Origin of the sequence: Kribbella jiaozuonensis, from assembly GCF_005233875.1 — a bacterium.
GTDB lineage: Bacteria > Actinomycetota > Actinomycetes > Propionibacteriales > Kribbellaceae > Kribbella > Kribbella jiaozuonensis.
The window spans coordinates 217,662-235,787 of record NZ_SZPZ01000004.1 but is presented as its reverse complement, the minus strand read 5'-3'; the positions used below and the strand labels follow the sequence as shown (position 1 = coordinate 235,787).

Annotated in this window: 21 protein-coding genes; 11 read left to right on the top strand and 10 right to left on the bottom strand. The window is 68.2% G+C overall.

Going from position 1 to position 18,126, the window contains the following annotated elements; genetic code table 11:
* Window positions 1–18: 18 nt before the first annotated feature.
* From FDA38_RS27225 to FDA38_RS27215, 3 genes are read left to right on the top strand one after another with little or no spacing between them, the layout of a single operon-like run.
* Window positions 19–327 carry a PadR family transcriptional regulator gene (locus FDA38_RS27225; RefSeq protein WP_137256982.1) on the top strand — a complete coding sequence of 103 codons (309 nt, stop codon included), beginning with the start codon at window positions 19–21 and terminating at the stop codon, window positions 325–327.
* Window positions 324–974: a hypothetical protein gene (locus FDA38_RS27220; RefSeq protein ID WP_137256981.1), complete on the top strand. Its 651-nt coding sequence runs from the start codon at window positions 324–326 to the stop codon at window positions 972–974. Before FDA38_RS27225 ends, FDA38_RS27220 begins: the two co-directional genes overlap by 4 nt.
* Entirely contained in the window at window positions 971–1,636 is a 666-nt protein-coding gene (locus FDA38_RS27215; protein WP_137256980.1) for a hypothetical protein, read from the top strand. Before FDA38_RS27220 ends, FDA38_RS27215 begins: the two co-directional genes overlap by 4 nt.
* Here the strand turns inward: FDA38_RS27215 and FDA38_RS27210 are convergent.
* Window positions 1,614–2,951 carry a sensor histidine kinase gene (locus tag FDA38_RS27210; protein ID WP_137256979.1) on the bottom strand — a complete coding sequence of 446 codons (1,338 nt, stop codon included), beginning with the start codon at window positions 2,949–2,951 and terminating at the stop codon, window positions 1,614–1,616. The two genes, FDA38_RS27215 and FDA38_RS27210, sit on opposite strands and share 23 nt — an antisense overlap.
* Window positions 2,948–3,634 (bottom strand): response regulator transcription factor, encoded by a 687-nt coding sequence (locus tag FDA38_RS27205; protein WP_137256978.1) that lies wholly within the window; start codon window positions 3,632–3,634, stop codon window positions 2,948–2,950. The genes FDA38_RS27210 and FDA38_RS27205 overlap by 4 nt, the downstream gene beginning before the upstream one ends.
* A gap of 152 nt (window positions 3,635–3,786) precedes the next feature.
* Here FDA38_RS27205 and FDA38_RS42715 point away from each other — a divergent pair, with 152 nt between their 5' ends.
* On the top strand, window positions 3,787–4,407 hold the full coding sequence (locus FDA38_RS42715) for a PepSY domain-containing protein (protein ID WP_202877851.1): 621 nt from the start codon (window positions 3,787–3,789) through the stop codon (window positions 4,405–4,407).
* Between the two features lie 34 nt (window positions 4,408–4,441).
* On the opposite strand, the gene FDA38_RS27195 is transcribed toward FDA38_RS42715, so the two are convergent.
* Entirely contained in the window at window positions 4,442–5,284 is an 843-nt protein-coding gene (locus tag FDA38_RS27195; protein ID WP_137256977.1) for a universal stress protein, read from the bottom strand.
* 174 nt (window positions 5,285–5,458) lie between these two features.
* Here FDA38_RS27195 and FDA38_RS27190 point away from each other — a divergent pair, with 174 nt between their 5' ends.
* From FDA38_RS27190 to FDA38_RS27175, 4 genes are all read left to right on the top strand, one after another.
* A complete protein-coding gene (locus FDA38_RS27190) occupies window positions 5,459–6,019 on the top strand; it encodes a DoxX family membrane protein (protein WP_137256976.1) in 561 nt (186 codons plus the stop codon).
* Between the two features lie 11 nt (window positions 6,020–6,030).
* Window positions 6,031–6,936 carry a universal stress protein gene (locus FDA38_RS27185; RefSeq protein WP_170989886.1) on the top strand — a complete coding sequence of 302 codons (906 nt, stop codon included), beginning with the start codon at window positions 6,031–6,033 and terminating at the stop codon, window positions 6,934–6,936.
* Window positions 6,933–7,472 carry a flavodoxin family protein gene (locus tag FDA38_RS27180; protein ID WP_202877850.1) on the top strand — a complete coding sequence of 180 codons (540 nt, stop codon included), beginning with the start codon at window positions 6,933–6,935 and terminating at the stop codon, window positions 7,470–7,472. Before FDA38_RS27185 ends, FDA38_RS27180 begins: the two co-directional genes overlap by 4 nt.
* 135 nt (window positions 7,473–7,607) lie before the next feature.
* Window positions 7,608–8,261, top strand: a complete 654-nt coding sequence (locus FDA38_RS27175; RefSeq protein WP_137256974.1) for a response regulator — start codon at window positions 7,608–7,610, stop codon at window positions 8,259–8,261.
* Window positions 8,262–8,301: 40 nt separating this feature from the next.
* On the opposite strand, the gene FDA38_RS27170 is transcribed toward FDA38_RS27175, so the two are convergent.
* The 5 genes from FDA38_RS27170 to FDA38_RS42385 all read right to left on the bottom strand — a co-directional run bounded on the left by FDA38_RS27170 (window position 8,302) and on the right by FDA38_RS42385 (window position 12,797).
* Entirely contained in the window at window positions 8,302–9,114 is an 813-nt protein-coding gene (locus tag FDA38_RS27170; RefSeq protein WP_137256973.1) for a universal stress protein, read from the bottom strand.
* A gap of 36 nt (window positions 9,115–9,150) precedes the next feature.
* A complete protein-coding gene (locus tag FDA38_RS27165; protein ID WP_137256972.1) occupies window positions 9,151–9,510 on the bottom strand; it encodes a hypothetical protein in 360 nt (119 codons plus the stop codon).
* A complete protein-coding gene (locus tag FDA38_RS27160; protein ID WP_137256971.1) occupies window positions 9,507–10,478 on the bottom strand; it encodes an Acg family FMN-binding oxidoreductase in 972 nt (323 codons plus the stop codon). The genes FDA38_RS27165 and FDA38_RS27160 overlap by 4 nt, the downstream gene beginning before the upstream one ends.
* A gap of 97 nt (window positions 10,479–10,575) precedes the next feature.
* A complete protein-coding gene (locus FDA38_RS27155; protein WP_202877849.1) occupies window positions 10,576–12,318 on the bottom strand; it encodes a GAF domain-containing sensor histidine kinase in 1,743 nt (580 codons plus the stop codon).
* A 35-nt stretch (window positions 12,319–12,353) separates the two neighbouring features.
* A complete protein-coding gene (locus tag FDA38_RS42385; RefSeq protein WP_170989885.1) occupies window positions 12,354–12,797 on the bottom strand; it encodes a pyridoxamine 5'-phosphate oxidase family protein in 444 nt (147 codons plus the stop codon).
* 205 nt (window positions 12,798–13,002) lie between these two features.
* Here FDA38_RS42385 and FDA38_RS27145 point away from each other — a divergent pair, with 205 nt between their 5' ends.
* Window positions 13,003–13,971: a TolB family protein gene (locus FDA38_RS27145; RefSeq protein WP_137256970.1), complete on the top strand. Its 969-nt coding sequence runs from the start codon at window positions 13,003–13,005 to the stop codon at window positions 13,969–13,971.
* 4 nt (window positions 13,972–13,975) lie between these two features.
* Here the strand turns inward: FDA38_RS27145 and FDA38_RS27140 are convergent, their stop codons facing one another.
* Entirely contained in the window at window positions 13,976–15,115 is a 1,140-nt protein-coding gene (locus tag FDA38_RS27140; protein ID WP_202877848.1) for an amidohydrolase family protein, read from the bottom strand.
* A gap of 23 nt (window positions 15,116–15,138) precedes the next feature.
* Window positions 15,139–16,476, bottom strand: a complete 1,338-nt coding sequence (locus FDA38_RS27135) for a type I glutamate--ammonia ligase (protein ID WP_137256968.1) — start codon at window positions 16,474–16,476, stop codon at window positions 15,139–15,141.
* A 469-nt stretch (window positions 16,477–16,945) separates the two neighbouring features.
* Between FDA38_RS27135 and msrB the strand changes: the two genes are divergently transcribed.
* Both msrB and msrA read left to right on the top strand, forming a co-directional pair.
* Window positions 16,946–17,428 (top strand): peptide-methionine (R)-S-oxide reductase MsrB, encoded by a 483-nt coding sequence (msrB, locus tag FDA38_RS27130; protein ID WP_137256967.1) that lies wholly within the window; start codon window positions 16,946–16,948, stop codon window positions 17,426–17,428.
* Complete coding sequence (gene msrA / locus FDA38_RS27125) at window positions 17,425–17,973, top strand: peptide-methionine (S)-S-oxide reductase MsrA (RefSeq protein ID WP_137256966.1); 549 nt, start codon at window positions 17,425–17,427, stop codon at window positions 17,971–17,973. The genes msrB and msrA overlap by 4 nt, the downstream gene beginning before the upstream one ends.
* Window positions 17,974–18,126 lie beyond the last annotated feature (153 nt).

Genomic DNA, 18,126 nt, shown 5'->3' with positions numbered 1-18,126 from the left:
GTAATAGTGGGGGAGCGCATGGAAGCTCTGGGTAGATTCGCCGAGCCGAGTGTCCTGATTCTGACGAGCCTTGCGGGTGGGGAGAAGCACGGCTACGCCCTGATCAAGGACATCGAGGAGCTCGCCGACACGGTCGTCGGGCCGGGCACGCTGTACGCCGCGCTGAGTCGGCTGCAGGAGCGCGGGCTGATCGAGGCCTTGCCGGCCGAGGACCGGCGCCGGCCGTACCGGATCACCGCTGCGGGGGCGGAGGCGCTCCGGGAGTACTTGCAGCAGGCCCGTCAGATCAGCAGGGTCGGGCTCAAGCGACTGCAGGCGTGGGCATGAAGCGCCTGTTGCGGTTGTATCCGGCGAGCTGGCGGCGTGAATACGGCGACGAGCTCGCCCAGCTGCTCGAAGACCTCGGCCCGCTGAGTCTGCATCGTCGAATCGGCGTGATGGTCGACCTGGTGCGCGGCGCTACGGATGCCCATTTCAGGGCGCTCCCAGCTGTCGGCGCTGTACTGCGGCGGGCGGTCCTCGTCGCGTCGATCGTCTGGGCCGCGTTGAGCATCGAGATCGTGCTGTCGAACGTGGTCTTCCCGACCGGGGACAACGACGGGGCGTCGGTACTGATCAGCTATCTGGCCGTCTTCGTTGCGCTCACGGCAGTCGGCGTACTGACCGGCCGGCTCGCCGGACACTGGCGGATCGTCGCGCTGGCCGGAGGGTGCGCGGGCGCGCTCGTCGGCGTGCTGACGATCGGCACGTACGCCGTGATCGACAACCTCTTCCTCGATGTCATCAGCCGGCAGCAACCGAAGATCGACGGCCTGGCGAGCAGCGGCTTCACCTCGATGCGGACCTACATCAATCTCAGCCTCCTCCTGGCCGGTGCGCTCCTGTCGACGTTCCTCGGCTTCGCCGGCGCCGGCCTCGCCGTACTCGGCAGCCACCTCCGCCGGGCCGGATCACGCCGGCAGATCCTCGCATGACGCTGCGGCGCCTGGTCGTCGTTATCGCCGTGGTCGAGGTGGTTCTGGCCGCGGCAGGTTCGCTGACTGATCGGGCGGCATTGCGGGGGAGTGGTGCGTTCGCCCTCATCGGAGTCGCGCTGGCCCAGGCCCTGTGCGTGCTCTTGGTCACCCCATTCTCGACCCGCTCAGCGACGATCCGGATCGGAGCCGGGATCGGACTGGTTGCCGGAGGCATGTACGGCGCAGAGGTGGTCGCGGAGTACCTCAGCCCGACGGTCACCGATGCGAGCGTCGTCATCGGCTGGATCATCGTGATCGGGCTCGTCGCCGCCGCCGTACTCGCCTCGGCCGCGGCTTCGCTCCGCGAACGATCACTGCGGGCCGGCATCACGGCGGCCGTCTACGCGATGGTCTTCGAGTACCTCACCTGGTATCCGGTAGTGCTCCTGAGCTACTACGCATTCAGAACAAGCCCGGCAACAGACCGGGTCTGGCGTGCAGAAGGCACGTACGACGACTTCGCCCGCAGCGGGATGACTGACATCCGCGCCTTCGTCATCCAGGATTTCTGGGGCGCCGGAACCTTCCATCTACTGGCCGGCCTCGTCATCGCCGCCGTCTTCGGCACCATCGCGGCGACCCTTCCACTGCTTCTGCCTAAACCGGCTCCGGGAGGGTGAAGCCGATGGACGAGCCTCCGCCGTCGCGGCCGTGTGCGAAGACCTGGCCGCCGTGGCTGTGCACGATCTCTTCGACGATGGCCAGACCGAGTCCGGAGCCGGGCTCGGTGCGTACTTCGACGGCACGGTAGAAGCGGTCGAAGATGCGGTCGAGGTCCGCTGCGGCGATTCCGCGTCCGCGATCGTGAACAGTCAAGCCCGTGCCTTTGACCTCGATCTCGACCGCTCCGTCGCTGTACTTGATGGCGTTGTCCACCAGGTTGCTGATCGCCCGGTCCAGTTGCCGCGGGCGCCCGACAACATCCTGTGCCGCCGAGTCATCGACCAGGATCGCGCGGCCGGATCGGCGACTCATCCGGGTCGCCACGGTGCGGGCGAGGTCGCCGAGGGACAGGGGTTCGGCCGGCTCGGTGGCGGCCAGGTCGCTGGCGAGGTCGACGAGTTCGCCGAGGAGTGCAGACAGCTCGTCGATGTCTTCCAGTACGTCGTTCACGACCTCTCGTCGCTCGCCTTCGGGCAGCCGTTCGATCTTGCGAAGCAGTTCGACGTTGCTGCGCAGACTCGTCAGCGGCGTACGCATCTCATGTCCTGCGTCGGAGACGAGCCTGCGTTGTTTCTCCTGGGATTTGCGCACCGCCTCGATCATGGTCGCGAAACTGGCGGTGAGGCCGCGGACCTCGCCGGTTCCGCCGACCTCCATCGGCGAGGTGAGATCGAGCGTGGTGGCGATGTTCTCGGTGGCGTCGCGGAGTCGCACGATGGGCCGGGCGAGCCTGGTGGCAATGGCCCAGCCGAGCCCGGCAGTCAGCAGCATCGCCGCGCCGATGAGCGCCAGCAGTTGCCAGCGCAGACGTGAGAGCAGTGCGTTCGACTCTGACAGGCTCCGCGCGATCTGCAGAGTGCCGCCGTCGTGCCACGGGGTTGCGAGCACCCGGTAGGGCTGGTTCTGGACCGAGATGGTTCGGAGTACGACGGTGCCGGCAGTCAGCTGGAGGTCGGACGCGACGGTCGGCAACGCGACGCCGCCCTCGATGCAGGACGTGACCGCGCCGTCCGTGCCGATGATCTGCGCGGCGGACGCCGGCTGGAACGAGCCCGCGGGCGGACAGTCGCGGCTATCGGGACCGTCTCCGCCGTGCGGTCGGCCGCGCTCGCCGTCGACCGTGTTGGTCGCCTCGGCCCGGCTGCGCAGGTTGTCGTCGATCGACGAGTGGATCTGCGACGACGTCGTCAGGTACGCCGACGCGCCCGCGAACGCGCCGACGCCGAGCGCGACGGCGGCGAGGATGAGTGCGATCCGCCAGCGAAGCGTCATCGCATCACGAAGCCGACCCCGCGCACGGTCTGGATCAGCCGGGCTTCGCCCTCGGCCTCGAGCTTGCTGCGCAGGTACCCGACGTACACGTCGAGTGAGCGTGAGGAGGTCTTGAAGTCGTACCCCCAGATCCGTTCGTACAGCGTCTCGCGCGGCAGCACGGCACCCGCGTTCCACACCAGCAATTCGAGCAGGTCGAACTCGGTCTTGGTGAGATCGAGCTGCCGGCCGCCTCGCGAGGCAAGTCGCGAGCGCGGGTCGAGCCGGAGGTCTTCGTACTCGAGGATTTCCTTCGCGCCGGACACGCTGGTGCGGCGCAGCAAGGCACGGACCCGGGCGAGCAGCTCCACGCTCGCGTACGGCTTGGCCAGGTAGTCATCCGCGCCGGCGTCCAGGCCGGCAACCCGGTCGTCGACCTCGTGCCTGGCGGTCAGCATGAGGATCGGGAGCTCGGCGTACAGGGAACGCAGGGTCCGGCAGGCGATCAGCCCGTCCATCTCCGGCATCATCACGTCGAGGATCGTCAGGTCCGGGATCGCCTTCGCGCACGCGGTCACGGCTTCGATCCCGGTCGTCGCCTCGGTCACGTCGTACCCCTCGAGCCGCAGTGTCCGCTCGAGCGACTGGCGTACGCCGCGGTCGTCCTCGGCGATCAGGATCCGCCGGCCGGAGGGGCCTGTCATGTGCCAAGCGTACGGACGAAGGCCCGTTGAGGGTCGAATCTTGCACAGTTCTTGCAGTTGGTTGCTGCCGTCCTTACAGCCCGCCACCAGAGTCGATCTCATCGACTCGCGGCCGAACGGCCTCGGGGGACTCCCGGACGAAGGAGCAATTCATGTATCCGTTGCGCAAGATGGTCGCAGGGTCCGCGCTCGCCGCGGCAGCCGTGGCGGGGGGCGTCATCGGCGCAACCATGTTCGGTGCCGCGAACGCCGCGACCCCATCGCCCAGCTCGTCAACGACCGCCGAAGCCGGCGGTCGCGGCGACCACGGCAATGAGACCGCCCTCACCGGCGACAACCTCGCCAAAGCCACCGCCGCGGCCAAGGCGGCCGTCCCCGGCGCGACCGTCGACCGGGCCGAGACGGACGCCGACGGCGCGAAGTACGAAGTACACATGACGAAGACGGACGGCAGCCACGTCACGGTCAAACTCGACGCCAGCTTCAAGGTCACCGGAACGGAGACCGGCGGACCCGGCGGGGGCGGCCACGGCGGTGGCGGTGGACCTCACCAGGCGAACGGCATCACCGAGACCCCGCTGACCGGCGACAACCTCGCCAAGGCAACCGCCGCCGCCAAGGCCGCGGTCCCCGGCGCCACCGTCGAGGAGGCGACCACAGATGCGGACGGAGCCAAGTACGAAGTCCACCTGAAGAAGGCCGACGGGTCCGAGGTCACCGTCAAACTCGACACCAACTTCAAAGCCACAACCACCGTCAACGGCCGAGGCTGACCCAGCTGGGCCGCGAATCTGAAGGGGATCCATCTCAGTTGTCTGGGTGATGTACGACGGCGACCGGGCTGTGCGAGTGGTACAGCAGACTGCGAGCCACCGACCCCATCCGCAGTTCGGAGAACGCTGTCCGGCCGACGCCGCCGACCACGAGGAGATCCGCGTCCTTCGACTCCCGGGCCAGGACCGGGACGGGGTGGTCGATGATGCCGCGATGCTCGACGTGGATCTCCGGGTACTTCGATGTCCAGCCGTCGAGAGTCTGGACCAGTAGTTCGTCGGCGGTGTCGGTCCAGGGCTGCCGGTGGGAGTCGATCCAAGAGTCGGGGTCCTCGCGTACTTCGATCGCATGGACGCCGTGGATGTCGGCGCCGGTCAGGTCCGCCAACTCGAAGGCGAAGTGGAGCGCGTCCTGCCCTTCCACCGATCCGTCGATGCCGACGACGATCCGGCCGCGAGTCGGGGCAGCCGGGTCCCAGGTGTCGGGGACGACGATCAGCGGGACCTGGGTGGCGAGCGCCGTACACACCTGGGACGTGGACCCGAGCACGAGCTCGGCGAAGCCGCCCATGCCGCGGCGGCCGACGACCAGGGCCTGGGAGTGTTCGGACAGCTCGAGCAGGACCTGCGCCGGGTGTCCCTGGCGAACCTCGAGCGACGCGGCGGCGAAGCCGATGCGGTGCAGTTCCTCGATGGCCTCGTGGAGCACCTGGCTGCCGTCGACCGGAAGGGCCGGCGGCTGCCGTTGATCGTCCATCACGTGCACGGCGTGCAGCGGCGCGTGGTGCAGCGCGGCGTACGACGCTGCCCAGGTGAGGGCGATGACCCCGTCGCGGGATCCGTCGATCCCAACCAGTACAGGCAATGTGATGGACATGCGAACCTCCCGGACTCGCTTCCAGTCAAGCCGCGCCCTCGCGGCGTAGGCAGGGCCGAAGGTCCTTAAGAACAGAGCGGTTCGGCTCCCGCGAGTGAGGTGAGAAGGGCTCTGACGATCGCGGCCGCTGGATCGCACGATCGAGGTGTCGGAATCGAGTGAAAGGACGACACCATGACCACCACGACGCGCCGGCAGCACATGCCGGCTCCAGCGCTGGAGCCCGACGGTGATCGGCACCCGACCATCACCACGGCCGCCGGGCGTGCGCTCGGCGTACTGCGGATCGCGTTCGGCCTCACGTTCTTGTGGGCCTTCGTCGACAAGCTGTTCGGCCTCGGCTACGCCACCCCGTCCGGCAAGGGCTGGATCGACGGCGGCGACCCGACGGCCGGATTCCTGGGCAAGGGGACGAGCGGCCCGCTGGCCGACTTCTACCAGTCGCTGGTCGGTGACTGGTGGGTCAGCCCACTGTTCATGATCGGGCTCGCCGGCATCGGTCTGGCTCTGACCCTCGGCATCGGCATGCGGATCGCGGCAGTCGGCGGCGCCCTCATGTACCTGCTGATGTGGTCGGCCAACCTGCCGCCGGCGAACAACCCGGTGCTGGACGAGCACATCCTCGGCGCCATCACGCTGATCGTCCTTGCGCTCGTTGCCGCTGGCAACGTGTGGGGGTTCGGCAGGTGGTGGACCGGTCTCGCGTTCGTGCGCAAGTACCCGTGGCTGAGTTGAGGATGAGTGAGATGACGACCGAACCGGTCGTGGTGGTCGAAGTCGACGGTAGCGCGGAGGACCTCCGCGTGGTGGATTACGCCGCTGCCGAAGCGCTGCGGGCCGGGGCCGAGCTGGTGCTCGTCGCGCCGTACTCCGCGCACAGTTCGTTCTCTCCGATGACGCCGGGCTACCCGCCGAAGTCACCGGCCGAGCTGGCGGACGCGGCCGTGCGCGCCGCGGTGGCGCATGTGCGGCACCGCGACGGGTACGGCGTCCAACTGGCCGGGATCACCGAGGAGGGTTCCCGGCTGCGGGTTCTCGCGCACGTGGCGCGGAAGGCCCGGATGCTGGTGATCGGGCGGTCCCGCAGCCGTGGCCCGCAACGGGTGGTGCAGACCCAGGCCAACCTCACCCTGGTGGTCCGGGCCGGCTGCCCGGTGGTCGTCGTACCGCTCTCGTGGAAGCCGACGTTGCTGGACCGGAAGGTTGCCGTCGGCATCGATGGTACGGCGTTGTCCGCGGAGGCGCTGGAGTTCGCGTTCGGCATCGCCGCGAGCCGGGAGGCCGACCTGATCGCCGTTCATGCCGGCGTGCCGGCCGAGCCGGCGTTCTCCGACGAGGACCCGGAATGCTCGTGGATCAGCCGCGCCGACCACATCTTGTCGGAGAACCTCGCGCCGTGGACGAGCCGGTTTCCTCAGGTGCGGGTCACGCGTTTCCTCAGCGGCAGGCAGCCGGCCGCGGCGCTGGTGCACGAGAGCGGCGACGTCGGCCTGGTCGTGGTCGGCGCGCACGGCGGCGCGTTGCCGATCGATCCGGTGACGCGGCGCGCGATGGCCGCGATGACCTGCCCGGTCGCGATCGTCCCGCACCGGGTGACCAAGGCGGCGCGGGCGGGTCGTCGTACCGACGTGATGATCGGAGGAGACTCATGACTGACAACGCGAGTGCCCTGATCGTGTATGAGTCGATGTTCGGCAACACCGAGCGAATCGCGCGAGCGATCCGGGACGGGCTGCGGCAGTACGTCGCGGCCGAGACCGTCCCGGTGAACCGGGCGCCGACTGTGCTGCCTGCGGACGTGCGGTTGCTGGTCGTCGGGGGACCGACGCATGCGTTCTCGATGAGCCGGCTGTCCACCCGGCAGGAGGCGCTGAAGCAGGGTGATGTGGTGACGCCGATCGAGGTGGGCATCCGCGAGTGGCTGGACGTCCTGCACCCGCCGACCGGATCCGGTCCGCGGGTGGCGACGTTCGACACCCGGATCGCGAAGGTACGGCGGTTGCCGGGTTCGGCGGCGCGGTCGGCGGCGAACGTGTTGCGCCGGATGGGATTCGGCCGGCTGACCACGTCGGAGAGCTTCTTCGTGAGCGAGACGACCGGCCCGATCCGCGACGTCGAGCTCGAGCGCGCACAGAACTGGGGCACCAAGCTTGGGCGGCTGCTGACCGGCTCCGCCAAGGTCGCCTGAGGGGACGATCTGGACATGTGCCCAAAGGTCCCGACGATCCGGGGACCGAGGTCCCTGGCGCGTAGCGTGGGGGAGCGGGACGCTGGACGGGGGAGCCGGCCGGGTGGGTACGGCGTGGAGCCGAGGGAGACGGTCATGACGATCAAGGTGTTCCTGCTGGACGATCACGAGATCGTCCGGCTGGGTCTGCACCAGCTGCTCGATGCGGAGCCTGACATCGAGGTGGTCGGTGACGCGTCGACCGCGGCGGAGGCGATCGCGCGGATCCCCGCCGTACGCCCGGACGTCGCCGTACTCGATGTGCGGCTGCCTGATGGCGACGGGATCACCGTCTGCCGCGAGGTTCGCTCGCAGATGGACGAGCCGCCGACCTGCCTGATGCTGACGTCGTTCTCCGACGACGAGGCGTTGTTCACCGCGATCATGGCCGGTGCGGCCGGCTATCTGCTGAAGCAGATCCACGGCCAGGCCCTGGTCGACGCCGTACGCCGTCTTGCCGCGGGCGAGTCGCTCCTGGACCCCGCGATGACCGTCAAGGTCCTGGACCGCCTCCGTCACCCGGCTGAGGCCGAGGACCCGCGGTACGCGTCCTTGACCGAGCAAGAACGCCGCATCCTCGCCGAGATCGCCGAGGGCAAGACCAATCGGCAGATCGCGCAGTCGCTCTATCTCGCCGAGAAGACCGTGAAGAACTACGTTTCGTCCCTGCTCCGCAAGCTCAACCTCGAGCGCCGCACCGAGGCCGCCGTCTTCGCCATCGAGCACACGAAGAAGCACCCGCAGAGCTAGCGGCGTCTCAGCCCGGGAAGTGGCCGGCCGGGGTTCGGCCTCATGCCGGATGTTCGATCGCCGGAGGTGGGATGACGGCCACCGGGCACGGCGCCTGGTGCAACATGGTCTGGCTCACCGAGCCGAGCAGCAGTCCGGCGAACCCGCCGCGACCACGCGAGCCGACGACCAGGAGTTGGGCGTCGGCAGCCCACTCGAGGAGCAGCTCCGACGGATGACCGGTCAGCTCGACGAGGTCCGCGTCATCGGCGTACGTCCGAAGCCCGGCCAGGAGATCGTGATCGTCGTCCTCATTCTCGTCGAGGACGGCGACGATCCGGGCCGCGAGCTGATGCCGGTGCGCGTGGTCGAGCCCGAACTCGACTGCGGCGCCCGCGGCCCGCGAGCCGTCGTACCCGATCACCACCTCGTTGCCGGCGAGCGAGTCGTCGGTGGGCCGTACGACGACAACCGGGCAGCGCGCGTTCGCGGACAACTCGATGCCCGCGGAGCTGACTATCAACCCGAGCAGCCGCCCGGTGACCCGGCTGCCGATCACCACCAGCTCGGCATCCGCGGACTCGGCCAGCAGAACAGCGGACGGGAAGCCGTCCACCTGCTTCCCGGTCATAGGCACCGCCGGGTCGAACGCCCGCGCCAGTTCGACGGCGTCCGCGATGATCCGATCAGCCTGCGCGCGAAGCCCGGGCGCGAGGTCACTGGGGCCGAGCGGTACTCGGAACTCCGCCCACACAAAGGCATGTACCAGCTGCAGATCCGCTCCTCGGGCGGCGGCCTCGATCGCGCCCCACCGGATTGCGTTCTCACAGTCCGGCCGGCCATCGATTCCGACGACAACTCGTTTCCCGGTCATGCAGGCCTCCTCCGCCGGTGGGTTGGTGCCTGGTCCTCAGTATCGCGGTCCGGCGTCTTCGAGGGCTTGCTCTGTGTTGGCTGCTACCTGGGCGAGGGAGCGGAGCATGATGATGGTCTGGGCGACTTCCTCGTACGAGTTCGGCGGGTGGACGGTGCGGTAGAGGTCGTCGCGGAGGACTTCGCGACGGTCGATCAGCACGGTCATTTGGACCGCAAGGCGTGGGTCGCGGTCGCTGAGCACAGGCAGGATGTGGTCGCGATAGACGGCGATCGTGTGCAGCGCCTCGGCGAGGCGTTGTTCCTCGAGGAACCAGTCGTTGGCGACGCTGATTTCGGCGAGGCGGTCGAGTTGGGCTTCCCAGCTGTCGATCGTGAGCTGCAATGACGTGGTCATGACTGCTCCTTGGGGAGGAAGTCGGCGACCGGCCGGCGGGCGGTGCCGCTGTGCGGTTGGCTGGTGCCGAAGCGGATGATCATGTGGGCGTGACCGTGCCGCTGGGTGAGGTGCTGCACCTTGCGGCGCAGGTCCTCGAACTCGAGCGGCTGGTTCAGGAACGACGCGCTCACTCCAGCCCGGGTCGCGGTCAGCAGCACGCGTTCGAGTGCGGCTCCGGCGGTGACCTGATCGGTGGGCTCGTCGAAGTTGGTGGACAGTACGGCGAGCGCCGGATGCGCCTCGAACGTCTGCTCCGTCCGCGAGCGGTCGGCGGGCCGGGTGCCCAGGTCACGAACGGCTGCCGGGTAGCTGGTGGATCGTGGGCCGAGGGCAGAACTGGGTACGCCGTCGGCAGTGCGCTCGCCGCCGACCCAGTGGGCACGCTCGGCCCGGCGGTGCCAGTCACCGATCTCACGCAGATCGCTCTCGAGGACCAGGTCGAGGACGCCGCGGACCTCGTCCTCAGCGAGCCAGTTGAGGTCGGCGCCGTCGGCGTACGCCGCTTGCATCAACTCCACGCGGAGGTGCTCGGGGAGCGGTGTGGCGTCGGACGGATGCCGATCGGTGTGGCGGTGCGGGATGTGTGCGGCCAGGTCGGACAGCTCGTCGTTCCGGGCGGCCGTGGGCTCGAGGACGATGCGGGCCAGCAGATCGGGTTCGTCCGGGTACGGCGCCAGCCCGAACCAGGTGCCGTACCCGAGACGCTCTGCGGCGCAGCGGAGGTTGAACGTCGCCGCGCCGGCAGCGATCCGCATCGCCCGACCGGTCGGGTCTTCAGCGGGCAGCGTCCGGGAACCGTCCACGTAGACGTCGATCACGTGACCTTCGACCTCGAACCGCCACGGCTGGGTGTTGTGCATGCTCGGTGCGGCGACGGCCGCCGCGAGCAAGATGTCGACGTCCTCTTTGGGCAGCTGCGCGGACACGGGGGGCTCCTCCCACTGGTTCTCCTACTTCAGCTTCGCCGGTAGGAGGTGGGTGGCGCTGCGGTCAAGAGTCCCGATCTGTTGGGCCTTTCGGCCGTCAGTTGTCGGCGATCGGCGCGCTCAGTTCGACGACGGTGCCGTGCGGATCGTTGTCCCTGATCTGCACACTGCCGCCGAGGGCCTGCGCGCGTTCGGTGAGATTGCGCAGGCCGCTGTTGCGCTTCCGCGGCCCGATTCCGATCCCGTCGTCCGAGATCCGTGCGATCACCTGGGTGCCGTCCACCCTGACCTCGACCGTGGCCGCGGACGCTTCGGCGTGGCGGACGACGTTCGACAGCGACTCCCGGATGGCGGCGAGGATCTGCGGTCGTACGGACGCCGGCACCACGGTGTCGATCGGTCCGGTGCAGATCAGCTGGGGCCGGAAGCCGAGCGGTTCGGCGTACTCCGCGACGAGTGCCTGCACGTCGCCGCGCAGCGAGCTGGACTCGGCGGTCTGCTGCAGTTCGAAGATCGCGGCCCGGAGGTCGTGGATGGTGGTGTCGATGTCGTCGACCGCGCGACTGATGCGTTGCTGGTGCTCGGGCTTCACCAGGCGATGCATGCCCTGTAGTTGCAGGCCGGTCGCGAACAGCCGCTGGATCACCAGGTCGTGCAGGTCCCGGGCGATCCGGTCGCGGTCCTCGAGGACGGCGAGCATGTCGCGGTCGCGTTGAGCCTGGGCGCGTTCCATCGCGAGGGTGGCCTGGCCGGCGAACATCCGGACCAGGTCGGCGCCGTCGGCGACGCGGGTGCTCGAACCCTGCTGCATCGCGACGGCGAGAACTCCGGCGGTGCCTGGAGTGCCGGCCGGTAAGGGAGCCAGCGTCGTGCGGGCCAGGGCCGCGCCCTCGGGGAATTCGGTCAGTCCGCCTCCGTCGTTCAGCAGCTGGGCCAGGTCGTCGATCACGATCTGTTCGCCGGTGGCCGAGATGACGCGGCTCAGAACGGGTAGGTCGGCAGGGATCCGCCGGCCGACGTACTGCGTGAACTCTGCCGGCCCATCGACGGCGCGCACGACCAACTCGTCGCCGTCCGCGAGCAGGACCGACGCCACCTGGGCGCCGGACACCTCGCGCGAGCGTTTTGTGATCAGCTGGAGCGCCTGGTCGATGTCGAACTCGCCGAGCATCAGCTGGGTGATCTCGGCGGTGACCTCGTGCCAGCGTCGGCGTTGCTCGGTATCGGCGTACAGGCGGGCGTTGTCGATCACGACTCCGGCCGCGGCGGCGAGAGCGGTGACGGTGCGTTCGTCGTCCTCGGTGAAGTCGGCGCCGCTGGTCTTCTCGGTCAGGTAGAGGTTGCCGTACGCGTGTTCGCGGGTGCGGATCGGGACGCCGAGGAAGCTCTTCATCGGCGGGTGGTTGGCCGGGAAGCCGTACGACCTGGGATGCTCGGCCAGGTCGTGCAGCCGGATCGGTTCCGGGTGCTCGATCAGCAGGCCGAGGATGCCGTGGCCCTCGGGGTACGGCCCGATGGCGGCGATCTCCGCATCGGTGACGCCGTGGGTGATGAAGCGGACCAGTCGCTTGCCGTCCGGCCCGACGACGCCGAGTGCGCCGTACCGGGCGCCGGCCAGTTCGCAGGCGGCGGTGACGATGCGGTCGAGGGTGCTGTTCAGGTCGAGATCCGCGCCGATGCCGACGACCGCGTCGAGCAGAGCTCGCAGGCGCTCCTGGTAGTCCATGATGTCGTCGACCCGGCTGAGGAGCTCCTGCAACAGGGCATCAAGCCGCACCCGGGACAACCCGGCGTACTCCAGTGCGCCCTCGTCCCAGCTTCCCCGCCCAGAGCCGGCCACGCGATCAGCGTACGTACGGTAACGGGGGATGTGAACTAGCCCGATCGGGGTCGCTGACCCCACGGCACCAGTCTGCGCCCATGGACCGACTCGATTCCGAGCCGAACGAGCTGAGGGTCGTCCATCGGCAACCAGGAGTGCAACGGCAGCCTCTGGCGCAGTTCGGCGGTCTCCTCGGCCGTGACGACCGACAGGTGCCCGATGGCCGTGACCGTCCAGCCGTTGTGACGCTCCAGATCGACGTCGTCCGCCTCGAAGGCCACCACATCACCCCGCTCGGCGGCGCGGAACTTGTCACCCTTCCCTGTGCTGAACACGATCGTGTCATCGTCCACGACGAAGTTCACCAACCTGATCGCCGGCAGGCCGGCGTACGTGTAGACCAGCCGTCCCAACGGAACCGACCCGAGCAACCGCACACAGTCCACCGGCCTGAGAATCTCCAGCCGCGAACGGTCGAAAAGCCGTGCTGTGCTCATGGCGCCCTCCTGAAGTGTCCTTACGTCCACGGTCGGCCGACAGCGAGCGCGGCAGTAGGGCCGAAAGTCCTCAATTAAACGCTGCAACGCCGATGGGGTTCGTCCACCGTCTTGTCCTTTGTGGGCTGCAGGGATTTGATGAGGTGATCCCGATCGGAGGTACGGGGAATCAGTCCTCGTGCGCCGTCGGGACGGGGGTGGGACCATGTCGACTCGTTGGTCGAAGGTAGCGATTTTTCTCGCAGTGATGTTGGTGGCAGTCGCAGTTCCGACATCAGCCCAAGCTACTTTTCCTGGCCGGAACGGGTTGATCGCGTTCACGGCAGGCACAGACGCCGGCAGCCAACTGTTCACCGTGCGCCCCGACGGCACCGGGCTTCGGCAGATCACGCATGTGGACGGTGACGCCGTCAACGTCGACTGGGCGCCGGACGGCGGCCGCATCGTCTTCTCCATCGGCGGCGAAGACTCGGTCCGGATTGCCGTCGCCCGACCGGACGGAACTCGGCTCCGTGTGCTGCCACAGCCCGCGGGCGTCTTCGACGACCAGCCGTCGTTCTCGCCCGATGGACGCACCATCTACTTCGAGCGGTTCACCGCCGCGACCAACGACGACGCGATCTGGCGCATGTCGAGCGACGGCAGTCATCAGCGCCGGGTGCTCGGCCCGTTCCCCAACGGTTTCGTGACCGATCCGAACGTGTCGCCGGATGGTAAGACCCTCAGTTTCCAGGGCTTCGACGGTTCGGTGACAGGTCCGCCGCCCAACCTGGAGCCGGCCCAAGGCCTGTTCACGGCCGATGTCGACGGTCGTCACATCAGGCAGATTCGTCCATATACGGCCGATGAGACGATCAAGGCGGACTGGGCCCCCAGCGGTCGTCGGATCGCGGCGACCGAGAACGCGAACCACTTCCATCCCGAAGACTCAGCGAACATCGTGACGATGCGCCCGGATGGCTCGGCTGTTCGAGAAGTCACTCATTTCCACGACGGCCAGACGAATGCGTACCTCGGATCGTATTCGCCCGACGGCCAGTGGATCGTTTTCAGACTAGAGATCGGCGGCCTGTTCGGCCTCTACCGCATGCACCCCGACGGAAGTCACCGAAAGGCGATCCTGAAACCGTCGGCATTCCGACCATCCCTCATCGACTGGGGTCCCTCGCACTAGTTCCCTATTCCAGACCGTAAGCTCGAATGGCGTTGCCGCGAGCAAGCATTTCGACGTAGCGACGGGCGTCGGTCGCGCCGATCAGATCGTCGGACAGCCATTCGTCGAGGATCCGGCCGACGGCCCGGCGCCAGAGCCAGGATCCGCACGCGTACAGCTCGGGCAGGCCGAATGCGTCCGAGGCGTAGAGCAGCTTGTGCATCGGCGCCATCTCCAGCGACTCCCGCACCAGCGTTTCGCTGGACGGCCCGGTGTGGCTGACTGCGCAACTGGTGTCCAGCCAAACGTGCGGGAAGAGCTGCGCGAGAATCCCGGCCTGACGGATGTACGGGTAGCAGTGCAGCAGCATCAGCTGAGCTCCCGTCGTACGTGTCGCGTGCGCGAATCCGGTGAGGTGGGACGGATCGCAGCGGTGCAGCACGACGTCCGGGTCGCCGTACCCGACGTGCAACTGGATCGGCTTGCGGAATTCCACCGCCCGCCACAACAAATGCCGCAGCAGCACCGGGTCCGCGAGACGCGGCGGCGAGCCGGCCTCGATTTCCGTCAGCCAGCGGCCCGAGGCCGCGGTTACCTGAGCCGGTTCGGGTGGAGCCGGGTCGAAGTCGAGACCGTACCGGTAGGCGATGATCGATTTGACGCCAACAGCGTTTGTGGCGGCCGCCTCGAGCGCGTCGTCGAAGGCGCTGGCGAAGCGGGCGGCAGTACAGCCCGGCGTGATCGACTCGGCGAGCGTTTCCAGGCGCACGATCTCGTCGGTAGCCGCGCCGGTCAGGGTCGCCATCTCGTCCGGTGTCGTGATCGTCGAAGCCCGGAAACCGGTGTCGAGCAGGTACCGCTCGGTTCCGCTCGAAGCCAGTAGCCGCGCGCTGACTTCCGTGCCTCCCAGCTCGCCGCGGCGCCGCAGATACTCCTCCGCGGTGCAATGCCGCGGCAGGTCGAGCAACGGCGCGCACACCGAGCGCACCGTGATTCCGAACGGGTTGTCGAACACCGACGTACCCGGCGGGGCAGGCCAATCCGATTCGGTGGCCAGCAGCTCCACCTCCGCATCGGTCGCGGTGCCGGTCTGTACGCCGTGGCAGTGGTGGTCGATCAGCGGCAGTTGGAAGGCCAGCTCGGCGACACTTTCACCAGTCCGCACAACCGGGATCGCTCCTTGATCGGTCATGCGGACCACGCGAACCGCAACCGGTCGGCTACTGAGGACGGATCCTGTCCTTCGAAGGCGGTCGCCTCGTGCCGCCGTACGGCGAGAAGCGCGGATAGCAGATCTGGGCCGAGTATGTGTTTGGCCTGGGCGGAACCCTGGAGCGCGTCCAGCGCCGCGGTCTGATCGGTAGGCAGTGTCCCGTGCTGCGCGTCGGCCGGATGGGTGGTGACCTCGGCCGGCAGCGGGGTCCTGCGCCGCAATCCGTCCACGATCAGGCCGAGCACGACCGCGGTCGCGAGGTACGGGTTGGCGGACGGGTCGATGCATTTGACCTCGAGGTTGGCACTGCCTGCCTCGACCGCGCACAGGCGTACTGCGGCCTCGCGGTTCTCCAGACCCCAGCAGGCAAACGCGCCCGCCCAGTGCCCGGGAAGCAGCCGCTGACCCGACAACACGGACCCGGCGAGTACGCCGACCACGCCGGGGAGCCCGGCGAGGATGCCGCCGATCGCCGACTCACCCTCCACGGTCAGCCCGTGCGGTCCAGGCCCACCGGACAGTACCGGCGTACCGTCGCGATCGAGCGAGACATGGACGTGAGCCCCGTTGCCGCTGCCACCTGCGAACGGCACCGGCGAGAACGACGCGGCAAGCCCTGCGCGTCGCGCCGCGCGGCCGATCACGATGCGCGCCAGTACGACCATGTCGGCCGCGGCGATCGGATCGGCGGGGGAGAAGGAGATTTCGTACTGGTTGTCGCCATACTCGGCATGGCACTGCACGACGTCGAGCCCGGCGGTTCGGCAGTCGTCGAGCAATCGCAGGAGGAAGTCCTCCCGGTCGAGTCCTGCGATCAGGCCGTAGCAGTTCCATGGGCGTTCGGTCAGCGCCGCGCCATCGGCGGCGGTGAGTACGAACTCGACCTCGCAGCCGACGGTCGCGGTTAGGCCGAGTGACGCCAGCTCGCCCACGGTCTCCCGCAGCCGCCCGCGTGTGCACAGCGTCGAGGGCGAGCCGGACTGTTCATAGAACTCCGCCGGCGCCCAGGCCAGCCCGCCGCCGAGGACACGCAGCGCGCGCAGGTCGGGACGCAGCCGCTGGTCACCGACCACACCCAGCTCCGGCGTGAACGCAATGCCGTTGTCAATGCAGAAGACATGCCAGCTCGGCGCCACCCCCAGCCCAGCCCGGTGCGCCTCCACGACCTTCTCGCGCGGCACGAACTTCGCACGAAGCACGCCACCGGGATCAACGGCGGTCACCGCGAGCACGCTCACCGCGGCCCGGGCAAGATCCGCGTCGAGCTCAACGAGCTCATGGTCGCCAAGGACGGAAAGAAGATGCGAGTCCATACAAGAGACCGTCTCACCTCACCCGCCGCTTGACCTCGTACGAGACGGCCCCGCGTGTCTAGGGGCGCGGACCGAAGTCGTACCGCTCTGCGGCGGGCCAGTGTCCCAGCCCACCGACAGGCCGGCGAACAGGATCAAGCCATCACGTCCATGTCGGGTAGGCCGGTGCTGCCCGCCCGGCGACGCCGTCCTGGCGGACAGACCCTTCCAAGCCGCATCGCATCCGTTCGCCTGCTTCCTCGCCCGCGCAGTACCGCTGCCCCAGCGCCAGCGAACGGTGCCACCAAGAGAAGCACCAACGAGATCCCAGACCCACTGCCAGCCTGGCGGATCAGTAGGTCGAACAGCTCCGTCGTCGAGGCGTCGATCGACCGGCTCGCAGTAACGAAACGGGTCGGGGACCAAATCGGGCACTCCTGTTGTTATATGCAGTGACGGCGCAGCCAGCGACGTCGGGAAGGGAGAAATCGTGTCGCACGACTACCGGAAGACGCCGGAGGCGGTCAGTCGCCTCACCGACAGTCAGTTCCGGGTGACGCAGAAGGACGGGACGGAGCCCGCGTTCCGAAACCAGTACTGGGACAACCACGAGGCCGGGATCTATGTGGACGTGGTGTCCGGGCAGCCGCTGTTCTCGTCGATCGACAAGTACGACAGCGGTACCGGGTGGCCGAGCTTCACCAAGCCGATTGAGGTGGACGCAGTTCGCACGAAGAGCGACAGGACGCTGTGGATGACCCGAACCGAGGTGCGGTCCTCGGGCGCCGACAGTCACCTCGGTCACGTCTTCGACGACGGCCCCACTGCAGCAGGCGGCCAGCGGTACTGCATGAATTCCGCCGCCCTACGCTTCATCCCGGTAGCGGATCTGGAGCGTGAGGGGTACGGCGAGTACCGGGCACTGTTCGACACGTCCACTGACACCAAGGCCGCAGAGGAGAACGCATCATGACCAGTGGAATCCATGACACCGGGCAGGTCACCCGCAGTCCCGGCACCGAGACGGCGGTCCTCGCCGGCGGGTGCTTCTGGGGTGTGGAGGATCTGATCCGGCGGCAGCCAGGCGTCCTCCAGACGCGCGTCGGATACACCGGCGGTCAGAACGATCACGCGACGTACCGCAACCACCCCGGGCACGCGGAAGCCGTCGAGATCGTCTTCGACCCGACGCAGACGACGTATCGGGACGTCTTGTCGTTCTTCTTCCAGATCCACGACCCGTCGACACTTGACCGTCAGGGCAACGACATCGGCACCAGCTACCGGTCGGCGATCTTCCCGCTCTCCCCGGAGCAGGAGCAGGTCGCGCGCGACACCATCGCCGACGTCGACGCGTCAGGCCTGTGGCCAGGCAAGGCCGTCACCACGATCGAGCCCGCAGCCCCGTTCTGGGAGGCCGAGCCAGAGCACCAGGACTACCTGCTCAACTACCCGGCCGGCTACACGTGCCACTTCGTACGCCCCAACTGGGTGCTACCACGGCGCGCGACCGCCTGATACAAACGCGAGTATGTGCCCGCCGCAGACGCGACGGGCACATACTCAGCAGGCAGTCACGACGACCACATCGGCCACATCTTCGAGGTAGAGGTCGGCCCATTGGGCGACCGTGTGGATGAGTTGTGTGTCCGAGGCCGGATACGCACCTTA